The organism is Streptomyces sp. FH025 (genome assembly GCF_017427025.1).
Classification (GTDB): domain Bacteria; phylum Actinomycetota; class Actinomycetes; order Streptomycetales; family Streptomycetaceae; genus Kitasatospora.
This window is the reverse complement of sequence record NZ_JAFLNG010000193.1, coordinates 1-11,686: the sequence shown is the minus strand read 5'-3', so window position 1 is coordinate 11,686 and position 11,686 is coordinate 1. Positions and strand designations below refer to the sequence as shown.

Genomic DNA, 11,686 nt, shown 5'->3' with positions numbered 1-11,686 from the left:
TGCCGTCGTGGGTGCCGAGCTCGGCGGCGATCAGCGCGTCGGCGGCGGCCGCCTGTCCCGCCAGGTCGCGGTCGGCCTGCTTGCCCCCGTACGCCGCGTACCCGGCGCCGGTCAGGGCGGCGAGCAGCCCGGTCCCGGCCACCGCGGCGACCACGGCGGTGACCGGGACCAGCCCACCGCGCCGTCGCGCCCGGCGCCCGCGGCCCGTGTGCCGCTGGGCGGCCCGGCGTGCGGCCCGGCCGCGGGCTTCGCCTCCGCCGCCGCTCGCCGGGGTGATGGTCGTCCTGTCGTCGCTGTTCACGTGGCCACTGCTTTCTGTCCAGGTCGGCGGGTCGGGTACCGACACCTGGGAGACCGCGCGGCGCCGCGCCGATAACAGAAAAGTCCGAACGAATGTCCGACGAGTCGGTCACGGCCTCGACGGGCCGGGCCGCTCGGCGGCTTCCTGCGGTGCGGGAGGGCGCTACTCATGATCGAGAACGTTTCCCGTTCCACGGCTCGAACAGGCCGCGAACCGGCATTCGCCGCCCGGATCACCGACATCGATCCGGCTCAACGGCCGGGGTGCGGGGCCCGGGCCGGGCACGGATGCTGGATGGGCGGGCGGACGCGCGGACGCACGTGCGGGCCGGCGGGGCTGCGCCGGTTGGCGGTGGTGCCGCAGGCCGTCGCGGCCGAGCCCGGGCGGTGCGAGATCGTTTCGACGGCCTCCGGCGCGGCCCCCGCCCGGCGGCCGGGCCCCTGCGGTTCGCCCGGGTGTGCGCCACCGGCCGGAAAGGAGCGCCGCCGCGGCGGCGACCGTCGCGACCGTCCGTGAGAGCACCGGAGGCCCGTGACGCACGAGGGCTGTGACGCAAGGGCCTTGTCGGAGTAGGGTCAAATCGTAGTGTCAACGCGAACCCGCCACGCCGCACGGGCACTTGAGCGGTAGCCGAATCGGCCATTCTCGACGATCGGGCCACGGCACCCTCCGTGGACGGAGCGACGGCGGTTAGGTTGGCCATCACAACGAAAGGCGCCCGCCGGGCAGCCGGCGGCACACCGAGGAGAGGTGCCCGACCATGCAGGTGAGCGTCGACCGGAACCGCTGCTGCAGCTCCGGGATGTGTGTCATGAACGCCCCCGAGGTCTTCGACCAGGACGACCAGGACAGCCTGGTGACGCTTCGCCAGCCCTCTCTCCGGCCCGACCAGTTCGCGGACGTGAGACTGGCCGCCCAGCTCTGCCCGAGCGGAGCGATCACCGTCACCGAGGACGGGCCCGACCGGGCCGAAGGCTGACGATCGCGCGCGGAACCCGGCAACCTCCCCACAACCCCGTTCAGTTGACGAAACGTCACTCCGACAACCCGAGGACGAACCACCCGAGGACATAGCGACGCAAGGAGATCCCGCCTTGACCAGCACCCCCACCGCCCCGGCCGTCCGCATGCCGGCCACGCACTCCAGCGGCTGCCCGTTCGGCCCGCCGCCCGCGTACACCGAGGCCGCCGGCACCGCCCCGATGACCCGGGCCGACCTGCCCGACGGCGAACCCTGCTGGCTGGCCACCGGCTACGCCGAGGTCCGCACCGTCCTGTCCGACCGCCGCTTCAGCGCGGACCTGCGTCACCCGACCTTCCCGATGCTGGTCGGCGGCCGCCGGGAACTGATCACCGCCGCCCCGCCGAGCTTCCTGCGACTCGACGACCCCGAGCACGCCCGGCAGCGCCGGATGGTCACCGGGGACTTCCTGGTCAAGCGGGTGGCCTCGATGCGCCCGGACATCCAGCGGATCGTGGACGAGGCGCTCGACCGGATGACCGAGGGGCGCACCGAGGCCGACCTCGTCGCCGAGTTCGCCCTGCCGGTGCCCTCGCTGGTGATCTGCCTCCTGCTCGGCGTGCCGTACGAGGACCGCGACCGCTTCCAGGGCCTGAGCCGGACGCTGCTCAACCGCAACAGCACCATGGAGGAGGCCAAGGCCGCGTCGGACGCGATCCTCGCGTACCTGCGAGACCTGGCGGCCCGCAAGCGGGAGCAGCCGGAGGACGACATACTCAGCCGGCTCGCCGTGCGGGACGACCTGACCCCGGAGGACGTCGCCAGCACCGGGGTGCTGCTGCTGGTCGCCGGGCACGAGACCACCGCGAACATGATCTCGCTCTCCACCGCCCTGCTGCTGGAGCAGCCCGAGCAGATCGCCAGGCTGGCCGACCCGGCCGCGCTGCCCGGCGCGGTGGAGGAGCTGCTGCGCCTGCTGACCATCGTCCACACCGGGGTGCCCCGGGTAGCGCTGGAGGACGTGGAACTGGGCGGTGTCACGGTCAAGGCCGGGGAGGGCGTGATCGCGATGCTCTCCACCGCCAACCGGGACGAGGAGGTGTTCGGCGGCGCCGGTCACCGGCCGACGGACGAGCTGGACCTGGACCGGGACGCCCGGCGGCACATGGCCTTCGGCTTCGGCGTGCACCAGTGCCTGGGCCAGCCGCTGGCCCGCGCCGAACTCCAGATCGCACTGGAGACCCTGTTCCGACGGCTGCCCGGGCTGCGGCTGACCGTCCCGGAGAGCGAGCGGCAGTTCCGTACCGACTCGTTCATCTACGGCATGAGGTCACTGCCCGTCACCTGGTGACCACGGCCGGTCGGGATCCCGGCGGGCGCCGCGGCGGCACCCGGCTCACCCGGCTGGCCGCAACGCCGGGGCGGAGGCAGGCTGGAAGGGCGAGAGACAGACCCGGTCCTGCCGTGCCTCCGGCCCGGCGCGCCCGGACCGGCCTAGGAGACGGAGCCCGCGATGACCGACATGAGCGAACGCTCCGAGGTGACCAGCGACCGCGAGGAGGACGTCCGCGCCGCCGACCCCGAAGAGGGCGTCACCTCGATGCAGAACCTGCACGCGCAGGACACCTCCCAGGCGGAGGGCGACCCGATGCTGGACGAGCCCGGCGCGGGCCGCTGACCGTCCGCCACACCCGATCCGACCGCCCGACCGAAGCCGGGCGGTCTCTGCGACCGCAGGTGTCGCCACCCGAATGGCGTAACACCGGCGGGGGAGGACAGGCGCATGACCGAACACGACCGAGCAGGTCGGCAGGCCCGGCCGCCCACGGACCCGCGCAACTCGTGGGCGACCTGGACCACCCAGTCGATCATCAGCGGCCCCGGCGGAGTCACCACCGCCGAGATCGGCCCGATCTCCGGCGACCTCACCGTGCACACCACGTGGGTGGACGGCGAGGCGCGGCTGACCGTCCAGTACACCGGCGCGCTGGACTGGTACACCGTCTCCGGCAGTCCGGTGCCCGCCCCGGACGAGACCACCGCCCGGGCGATCCACCAGGCGATGGTGAACGGGGTGAAGACCGGCCGCGGGGCGAGCGCTCCGGCCCCGCCCGCCGACGCATGACCCCGCCCGTCGGCCTCGACCGGCAGGCCACGGCCGACGGGCCCCGGGGCAGTGGCTCGGAACAGCAGTGGCACGGGTGACACGGACCAGCCGTGACTCGGGCAACGGCGCCTCAGGGCAGCGGCTGGGCGTGCACCGGCACGTGCGGGCTCTGGTGGCCACCGCTGGCGAGCATCCGGACCTCACCCGCGTCGCTGATCTCGGCCCGGACGATCCCGCTCTCGTCCTCGTACACGGGGTGGCCGCCCGGCCCCATGACGCTGGTGCGGATGACCACGACCACGTCCTGCGGGGCGTGGGTTCCGGGGGTGCCCGGGAAGGTGAGGGCGTAACGGTTGGCGGGGTTCATCACCGGCTCCTGCTCCCTGTCGCGGCCCCTGGCCGACCGGCGTGGGGCTGAGGCCCGTCTCAGGCGGAGGCCTCGGCGGCCCCTGTGCGGGAGCCCCGGACCTCCAGCTCGGCGAGCAGCAGGGCGGTCGCCTCGGCGACCGCGTCCACGGCCCGGTCGAAGGCCTCACGGTTGTGCGCCGCCGGGGCGCGGAAGCCGGACACCTTGCGGACGTACTGCAGCGCGGCGGCGCGGAAGTCGTCCTCGTCGGCGTCGGGCGTCACGGGCGGTCGCAGTGTCTTGATGTTGCGGCACATGCCCCCAGTCTCGCGCGCGGACGCCGCACTGGCGACCCCCTCCGGTCACGTGCACCTCACGGGGGCGTCATCCGGCCGGATTAGGATTCCGGACGAACGAACCACCCGCCGCGCTCCCCCCTCCGGCGCGGGCATCACCCCGGAGTCATCCCCTTGCCTATCGCGCTGGTCGCGCTGGCCGTCACCGCGTTCGCCATCGGCACCACCGAATTCGCCGCCATGGGGCTGCTCCCCCAGGTCGCCGAGAGTCTGCACGTCTCCATCCCGCAGGCGGGATGGCTGATCTCCGCCTACGCGCTGGGGGTGGTGATCGGCGCGCCGCTGCTCACCGCGCTCGCCGCCGGACGGCCCCGCAAGGCGGTGCTGGTGGCACTGGCCGCGCTGTTCGCGACCGGCAACCTGCTGTGCGCCCTGGCGCCGGACTTCTGGACGCTGGCCGCGGCCCGGCTGGTCACCGGCCTGCCGCACGGGGCCTTCTTCGGGGCCGGGGCGGTGGCCGCCGCCGAACTGGTCGCGCCGAACCGGCGGGCCCGGGCGGTGGCCGTGATGTTCTCCGGGCTGACCGTCGCCAACATCGTCGGCGTCCCGGCCGCCACCCTGCTCGGCCAGCACCTGGGCTGGCGGGCGACCATGCTGGTGGTGGTGCTGATCGCGGCCGCCGGGACGCTCGCCATCGCCAGGCTGGTGCCCGCGCTCCCCTCCCCCCGCCAGTCCGGGCTGCGGCACGAACTGCGGGCCTTCCGCGAAAGGCAGCTCTGGCTGGCGCTGGCCACCGTGGTCTTCGGCTGCGGCGGCTTCTTCGCCTGCTACAGCTACATCGCGCCGCTGCTCACCGACGTGTCCGGCTACTCGGCCGGCTCGGTGACCCTGGTGCTGGCGCTGTTCGGGGTCGGGATGACGATCGGCAACGTGGTCGGCGGGTTCGCCGCCGACCGGGCGCTGCGCCCGACCGTCTGCGCGGCCTTCGTGCTGCTCTCGGCCACCCTCGCGCTGTTCGCGGTGACCGCGCAGGCCCGCTGGTCGGCGGCCGTCACGGTGGTGCTGGTCGGGCTGTTCGGCTTCGCGATCGTCCCGGCCGTGCAGACCCTGGTGCTGCGGAAGGCGCGCAGCGCGCCCACGCTGGCCTCGGCGACGGTGCAGGGCGCCTTCAACCTGGCCAACGCGCAGGGGGCGTACTTCGGCGGACTGGCCCTGGACGCCGGCCTCGGCTGGACCTCGCCGACCCTGGTGGGCGCCGGCCTGGCCGCCTCGGGCGCGGTGGTCGCGGTGCTGGCCTGGGCGGCCGACCGGCGCAGGCCCGCGCCCGTGCCGCAGGAGCCGGCGGCCAGGGTCACGGCAATGGTCTAGACCGCCCGGTGGGCCTCGGCCAACAGCAGGTAGCCCTCGCCGTTGGCCTCGATGCCCGCCCTCTCCTCCGCGGTCAGCTCCCGGCGCACCTTCGCCGGGACGCCCGCCACCAGCGAGCCGGGCGGGACGGCCATGCCCTGGGGCACCACCGCGCCCGCCGCGACCAGCGAACCGGCGCCGATCCGGGCGCCGTTGAGCACGGTGGCGTTCATCCCGACCAGGGAGCCGTCCTCGACCGTGCAGCCGTGCAGCACGGCGTTGTGGCCGACCGAGATCCGCTCACCGACGACCAGCGGGAAGCCGGGGTCGGCGTGCAGGGTGCAGTTGTCCTGGATGTTGCTGCCCGCGCCGACGCTGATCGACTCGGCGTCGCCGCGCAGCACCGCCCCGTACCAGACGCTCGCACCGGCCCCGACGCTCACGTCCCCCACGACGACGGCGTTCGGCGCGAGGAAGGCGCTCGGGTCGACGACGGGCACCTTGCCCCCGACTGTGGCGATCAGCGGCTCTGCCATGTCTCGTCCTCCTGGTGACGGCGGGCGGTACTGTCGCCGGCCAGCGTAGGGGGCGCCCGGGAGGCGCCGTCACTTCGGGTGGGCGCGGCGTCCGGTCGGGGCCGCGGCCTCGTGGGAGATGCCTTTCCTCACTCCGTCGACCGTGCCGACATGCGCCTGGACCGGGCCGCTGAAGAGACTGTCCGTAACCGGCTTCGGAATCGGCTGAAGGAAGACTGAAGGAGGAGAAGGGCATTGCCATGCTGCCCGTGACCTATTACCCGGTCGCCACCCAGGAGCTGTTCCGGCACAACAGCGAACGGATCGAGGGCAAGCCGTACGCCAAGTACTTCAACGGCGACCTGTGGCTCCACGACGACGTGATGCCCGCCATCCGGAGCGCCATGCCCTCCGGCGCGGCCATCACCAGCTCGCCCGAGGATCTCGACTCCCTGCTGGACGGCGGGTACCACGAGGTCGAGACCGGCTTCTGCGTCACGGACGACGGACACCCGTACGTCACCAGCCTCATCCGCTTCCCCGGCTGCACGCCGGAGATGTTCACCTGGTGGTTCTGGTGGCATTCCGTCGAGCCCGAGCGCTACTCACTGTGGTACCCCTACAACCACCAGCAGGCCGTCCCCCGCGACCGGGACGTCCTCACCCGGCCTGGTGTCGCTGACGTCGATCGCTACATCGGCAACACCCACGACGTCATCGAGTACATCGGCCCCATGCGCTCGGAGCTGACCATCCGGTTCCTCCACCCCTCCGGACTGGGCTTCGACACCGACCGCTTCGCCCGGTCCGGGATCAGCGCCCACGCGTGCGGCGAGCTCAGCCTCAACAACGGCGTCATGATCCACCTCGTCCGCACCACGGCCGACGGTTTCGAACTGCGCAGCCGGTACATCTTCGACCGCGGCAGGACCTACCGCACCGACGAGGAACGCGCCGAGGCGCTCGGCTTCGCCTACGAGATGCTCCTGCACGACCAGACCGAGTTCACCCACCTGTCCACCTTCCTGGCGTCCGTCTACCGGGAATTCGGCCACCGGGCGTGAGCCGCCCGGGCCGGACCCGGGCGGCCCGCCGGAGGAGGGGTGTACCGACCCGTCGTCGGCACCCCGAGGCGGCTCGGGGTGCCGACGAGGGCGGGTCAGGCGAGCGGCGCCTTGGTGCGCAGCACCTCGATGAAGGCCCGCAGCCATGCCGGGTGGTCGGGCCAGGCCCGGGCGGAGACCACCACGCCGTCCACGACCGCCTCGCCCTCGACGAACTCGGCGCCGGCCGCCTTGATGTCCGGGGCGAGCGCCGGGTAGGCGGAGGTGCGGCGGCCGTCGAGCACCCCGGCGGCGGCGGTGATCAGCGGGCCGTGGCAGATCTGGGCGACCGGCTTGTCCCCGGCGAAGAAGTGCCGGGCGATCCGCTGCACGTCCGGGTCGTTGCGCAGGTACTCGGGGGCGCGGCCGCCGGGGATGACCAGGGCGACGTAGTCGGCCGGGTCGACGTCGGCGAGGGCGAGGTCGGCGGGCCAGGTGTAGCCGGGCTTCTCGGTGTAGGTGTCGTAGCCGTCCACGAAGTCGTGCACCACGAACTGGAGGCGCTTCTTGGTCGGGGCCGCGATGTCGACCTGGTAGCCCTCCTCGCGCAGCCGCTGGTACGGGTAGAGGACTTCCAGTGACTCGGCGGCGTCCCCGGTGACCAACAGGATCTTCGATGTCATCGCCGGCATCCCTCCACATGATCGGGCGTCAGGCCTGGTACGGGCGCGCAGCGGTGCTCTCCGCGCCCGGGCCGGTCCAACCTCCCGTACCGGCCGCGCCGTTGGCAACAGGGCACACCGGGCGCGACACGGCGCACGGCGAAGCGCACGCGCCGGTCGCGAGCCGTGCACGCCGGGCGACCGCCCCGCTGCGGCGCTCCGCCGTTCGAGGCCTAGACTCCTGCTGCCCGCCACCGCCAGTCTCCCGGAGGAGCCCATGCCGGACCGCACCACCCACCTCGTCCTCCCCGGCTACCAGAACTCGGGCCCCGAGCACTGGCAGACCCGCTGGGAGGCGGCCGAGCCGGAGGCGTTCCGCCGGGTCGAACAGGCGGACTGGGACCACCCCGAGCAGTCGGACTGGGTGGCCCGGGTGGACGCGGCGGTGGCCGCGGCCGCCGCCGAGGGGCCGGTGGTGCTGGTCGCCCACAGCCTGGGCTGCGTCACGGCGGCCCGCTGGGTCGCCACCGCTCCCGCCGAGCGGATCGCCGCCGTCCGGGGCGCGCTGCTGGTCGCCCCGGCCGACATCGACACCGCCGAGGTGCCCGAGCTGGTCGGCTTCCGCCCGGTGGCGCTGGAGCGCTTCCCGTTCCCGACCGTGGTGGTCTCCTCCACCGACGACCCGTGGGTGAGCCCCGAGCGGGCCCGGGAGTTCGCCCGGGCCTGGGGCGCCCGCTACGTGGAGCCCGGCGCGTACGGACACCTCAACTCGGACTCCGGGCTGGGCGACTGGCCGGAGGGCCGCAAGCTGCTCGCGGAACTGTGACCACGTCAACGGGGGGACGATGGACGACGGAACGATGAACGAACGGACGTCACCGGCCAGGCGCGTCCTGGTCCGGGTGCTGGCGGCCTGCGGGGCGGTGGCCGTCCTGCTGTACACCGAGGGCCAGTGGGAGAGCCGCTCGGGCGGGCGGATGCTGGTCGCCGACCTGCTCAACCAGCCGGAGCTGCTGCTCGGCGCGGCGCTGGCCGCGATGATCGCGGCCGCCTGGCTGGGCGACCGCCGCACCGCCGTACGGACGGCCACCCGGGCGGTCACGGTGACCGCCGGGGTGGTGTTCGTGCTCGGGGTGCTGACCGCGCACAAGGTGTCGGCGGCCGAGACCCGCAGCCGGGAGGTCGCCCCGGCCGGTGCGGAGCGGACCCTGGTGGTGGTGCACCGCGCCTACGCCTCCGGCACCGTGCCCGGTGAGCACTGGCAGGTGCTGCTGGAGAGCGGCGAGGGCTGGTCGGCCCGGCGCTGGCTGCTCGCGGACATCGGCGGGGGCCCGGACGACCCCCACCTGATCGAGGCGACGTGGAGCGGGCGGACGCAGATCACCGTGGTGACCGACTCCTACCGGCGGGTGTTCGACCTCGACCAGGACAACGGCGAACCGGTCGAGGAGCGCTGAGCCCCGCTCGGCCGAACCCGGGCGCGTGCGCGGCGAGCGCCGACACGGCTCGGCCCCGCATGAGTACGGGTACTCATGCGGGGCCGGGCGAGGCTGCCGGGGGATCCCCGGCGGACGGCCGTAGGGCCGCCGTCGGGCCGAGCGGCGCAGCGGTCAGGCGCGGCGCCGGCTGAGCCGCATCGCCGCCGCACCCGCGACGAGGAACGCGGCGGAGAGACCGGCCAGGGCCTCTGTCTTGGGGGCTCCGGTCTCCGCCAGTTCCCCGTGGTGGTGCCCCTCGTGGTGCGGCTTGTGCAGCTTCTCCAGTTCCGCCGCGACGAACTTGATCTTGTTCAGGTTGTAGATGGCCTGCTGGTTGGACTGGTTGTTGGACTGCGTGGCCGTCTGGTTGTTGAGGGCCGTGTTCTGGGCGGTGTTCTGCGCGGTGTTGTTCGAGCTGCTGTTGGAGTTGTTGCTCGAACTGTTGTTGACGTTGTTCTGCAGGTTGACGGTCACGTCGACGTGCTGGTCCTGGCCCTGATCCTGCTTCACGTCGGTGTTCTGGTTCTGGCTCTGGTCCTGAGCCTGGTTCTGGTCCTGGCCCTGGCCCTGGTTCTGGTCGTTGCTCTGGCCCTGACCCTGGCCTTGCCCCTGGCCCTCGTGGCCGTGCCCCTCGTGCCCCTCGTGCCCCTCGTGGCCCTCGTGGCCGCCGGGCGGGCAGTCGCACTCGGGAGGAGTGCCGTGATCGTGGCCGTGATCGCAGGGCTCGCCGCCGCCGGTCGACGCACCCTCGGGAAGCGCGAGCCCCGACGTCAGGTCCTCCAGCCCGCCGCGCTCCGCACCGCCCGCACCGGGCTCGACGGTGCCCGGCAGAGTGGTGCCCGACTGAACGGTGCCCGGCAGAGCGGCGCCCGGCAGGAGGGTGCCGGGAAGGGCCGCGCCCGGCAGGACGGTGCCGGGAAGGGCAGCACCGGCCAGCTGCTCGGAGCCCGGCTGCGCGGAGCCCGGCTCCCGCTGGTCGGCCGGCGCCCCGTCGGGCCCGGTGTAACCGTCGGGCCCGGTGTAACCGTCGGCCGGGCGGTCCGCCGGCATGAAGCCGAAGCCACTGACGCCGCCGTAGGCCCCGAGGTAGTCCGACGAGCCGGTGCCCCCGGCCGCCAGACTCAGAAGGCTGTCGACCCATTCGCCCTGGGCCCCGACCGAGTCGACGGCCGTGTCGCGGTCGAAGGCCGGAGAGGCGTGAGCCGTACCACCGGCCCCCCACACCAGGGCGGCCGAGGTCAGTCCGGACAGGACCAGGGTGGTGATTCGAGTTCGCATAACGCTCCAGGATGATCCGCACGAACGGATCTCCTGGATACGCCTCACTACCACGGCTGACGGTTCACACGCCCGCAGAGTCACGACAACAGCCCAACGGATTGAGATGCATGGACGAGCGCCGTGGCGGGAACACCAAGGTGCCGCGAATATCCGTTTTATGAGGATCTCAATCCTGGCAGCCGCCCTCGTCGGCTGCACCACCGCTCTGCTCGTCCAGCCCCCCGCCCTGGCGGCGTCGGCCGACTCGGCCTCGGTCTCGACCCCGGCACCCCGCACCTCCGCGGGCGGGGGCTCGGTCACCTCGCTGCCCCTCACCTCCGGTCAGCCCCTCACACCCCGGACCACCCACCCGTTCGAACTCCTCGGCGTCGTCTGGGACGGCGCCCAGAACGCGCTCGACGGCGGCACCGTCCGGGTCCGCACCCGGGACGCGGCCACCGGCCGCTGGAGCGACTGGCGCCGGTTGGAGGTCGGTGCGGTGGACGGCCCCGACACCGCGCCGCACGGCGGCACCACGCCGCTCTGGGTCGGGCGCAGCGACGGCGTCGCGGTGGACGTCCACCCCGGCCCCGCCGGGCTGCCGCACGGGCTGCGGGTCGAACTGGTCGACCCCGGGGAGGGGGCGGCCTCCGACGACGCCCAGTCACTGCCCGCCAGCCCGGCCGCTCCCGCCGTCCCGCGCCCCGGCATCGTCACCCGGGCGGGCTGGGGCGCCGACGAGTCGATCCGCGAGCCCGGCTTCGACTACACCGGCCCCGTCCGGGTGGTCTTCGTGCACCACACCGCGACCGCCACCGACTACGCCTGCTCCGACGCGCCGCGGGTGATCCGGTCGATCTACCAGTACCACGTCCAGAGCAACGGCTGGCGGGACATCGGCTACAACTTCCTGGTCGACCGCTGCGGCACGATCTACGAGGGCCGTGCGGGCGGCGTCGACCAACCGGTCCACGGCGCCCACACCCTCGGGTTCAACACCGACTCCTCCGGCGTCGCCGCCATCGGCACCTACAACTCGGACGCGCCGCCGCAGACGATGCTGGACGGTCTCGCGAAGATCTCCGCCTGGAAGCTCGGCCTCACCGGCCGGGCCGCCGACGGCCACGCGCAGCTCACCTCCGGCTCCGACTCCAGCCGCTACCCCAAGGGCACCGTCGTCGACTTCAACACCGTCTCCGGCCACCGCGACGGCGTCGCCACCGAATGTCCCGGTGCCGCCCTCTACGCGAAGCTCCCCGAGATCCGCAGCACGGCGGTCCGCATCCAGAACTCCTGATCCCCCCGGGGCCGGTCCCGGCCTCCGCGCCCGGTCCCGGCGCACCGGCGGCTCACTGGTCCCCGCCGTCGGT

At 73.5% G+C, this 11,686-nt stretch carries 15 protein-coding genes; 9 read left to right on the top strand and 6 right to left on the bottom strand.

The window, feature by feature from the left end; all coding sequences use genetic code 11:
* Nucleotides 1-301: hypothetical protein (locus tag J0670_RS16110; RefSeq protein ID WP_207812266.1), on the bottom strand; the 301-nt coding region annotated here is incomplete at its 3' end.
* Between the two features lie 760 nt (nt 302-1,061).
* Here J0670_RS16110 and J0670_RS16105 point away from each other — a divergent pair.
* From J0670_RS16105 to J0670_RS16090, 4 genes are all read left to right on the top strand, one after another.
* Nucleotides 1,062-1,280 (top strand): ferredoxin, encoded by a 219-nt coding sequence (locus J0670_RS16105; RefSeq protein WP_207812265.1) that lies wholly within the window; start codon nt 1,062-1,064, stop codon nt 1,278-1,280.
* Between the two features lie 115 nt (nt 1,281-1,395).
* Nucleotides 1,396-2,613, top strand: coding sequence for a cytochrome P450 (locus tag J0670_RS16100; RefSeq protein ID WP_374223112.1), 1,218 nt, complete (start codon nt 1,396-1,398; stop codon nt 2,611-2,613).
* Nucleotides 2,614-2,775: 162 nt separating this feature from the next.
* Entirely contained in the window at nt 2,776-2,940 is a 165-nt protein-coding gene (locus J0670_RS16095; RefSeq protein ID WP_207812264.1) for a hypothetical protein, read from the top strand.
* A 105-nt stretch (nt 2,941-3,045) separates the two neighbouring features.
* Entirely contained in the window at nt 3,046-3,387 is a 342-nt protein-coding gene (locus J0670_RS16090) for a hypothetical protein (RefSeq protein WP_207812263.1), read from the top strand.
* 112 nt (nt 3,388-3,499) lie between these two features.
* Here J0670_RS16090 and J0670_RS16085 read toward each other — a convergent pair whose 3' ends face one another.
* Nucleotides 3,500-3,736 (bottom strand): DUF6296 family protein, encoded by a 237-nt coding sequence (locus J0670_RS16085; RefSeq protein WP_207812262.1) that lies wholly within the window; start codon nt 3,734-3,736, stop codon nt 3,500-3,502.
* A gap of 59 nt (nt 3,737-3,795) precedes the next feature.
* On the bottom strand, nt 3,796-4,032 hold the full coding sequence (locus J0670_RS16080) for a DUF2277 domain-containing protein (RefSeq protein WP_207812261.1): 237 nt from the start codon (nt 4,030-4,032) through the stop codon (nt 3,796-3,798).
* A gap of 153 nt (nt 4,033-4,185) precedes the next feature.
* Here J0670_RS16080 and J0670_RS16075 point away from each other — a divergent pair, with 153 nt between their 5' ends.
* Nucleotides 4,186-5,379 (top strand): MFS transporter, encoded by a 1,194-nt coding sequence (locus J0670_RS16075; RefSeq protein WP_207812260.1) that lies wholly within the window; start codon nt 4,186-4,188, stop codon nt 5,377-5,379.
* Here J0670_RS16075 and J0670_RS16070 read toward each other — a convergent pair.
* A complete protein-coding gene (locus J0670_RS16070; protein WP_207812259.1) occupies nt 5,376-5,894 on the bottom strand; it encodes a gamma carbonic anhydrase family protein in 519 nt (172 codons plus the stop codon). The two genes, J0670_RS16075 and J0670_RS16070, sit on opposite strands and share 4 nt — an antisense overlap.
* Before the next feature lie 239 nt (nt 5,895-6,133).
* Here J0670_RS16070 and J0670_RS16065 point away from each other — a divergent pair, with 239 nt between their 5' ends.
* Complete coding sequence (locus J0670_RS16065; protein ID WP_207812258.1) at nt 6,134-6,937, top strand: DAPG hydrolase family protein; 804 nt, start codon at nt 6,134-6,136, stop codon at nt 6,935-6,937.
* 95 nt (nt 6,938-7,032) lie between these two features.
* Here J0670_RS16065 and J0670_RS16060 read toward each other — a convergent pair whose 3' ends face one another.
* The gene (locus J0670_RS16060; RefSeq protein WP_207812257.1) at nt 7,033-7,599 is read right to left on the bottom strand and encodes a DJ-1/PfpI family protein; all 567 of its coding nucleotides are present in this window, start codon (nt 7,597-7,599) and stop codon (nt 7,033-7,035) included.
* 256 nt (nt 7,600-7,855) lie between these two features.
* Here J0670_RS16060 and J0670_RS16055 point away from each other — a divergent pair, with 256 nt between their 5' ends.
* Together J0670_RS16055 and J0670_RS16050 are read left to right on the top strand one after the other, a co-directional pair.
* Complete coding sequence (locus J0670_RS16055; protein ID WP_207812256.1) at nt 7,856-8,404, top strand: alpha/beta hydrolase; 549 nt, start codon at nt 7,856-7,858, stop codon at nt 8,402-8,404.
* Nucleotides 8,405-8,438: 34 nt separating this feature from the next.
* A complete protein-coding gene (locus tag J0670_RS16050; RefSeq protein ID WP_207812255.1) occupies nt 8,439-9,035 on the top strand; it encodes a hypothetical protein in 597 nt (198 codons plus the stop codon).
* A 153-nt stretch (nt 9,036-9,188) separates the two neighbouring features.
* Here J0670_RS16050 and J0670_RS16045 read toward each other — a convergent pair whose 3' ends face one another.
* Nucleotides 9,189-10,334 carry a hypothetical protein gene (locus J0670_RS16045; RefSeq protein ID WP_207812254.1) on the bottom strand — a complete coding sequence of 382 codons (1,146 nt, stop codon included), beginning with the start codon at nt 10,332-10,334 and terminating at the stop codon, nt 9,189-9,191.
* A gap of 160 nt (nt 10,335-10,494) precedes the next feature.
* On the opposite strand from J0670_RS16045, the gene J0670_RS16040 reads away from it, so the two are divergent.
* A complete protein-coding gene (locus J0670_RS16040; RefSeq protein ID WP_207812253.1) occupies nt 10,495-11,613 on the top strand; it encodes a peptidoglycan recognition protein in 1,119 nt (372 codons plus the stop codon).
* Nucleotides 11,614-11,686: the final 73 nt, after the last annotated feature.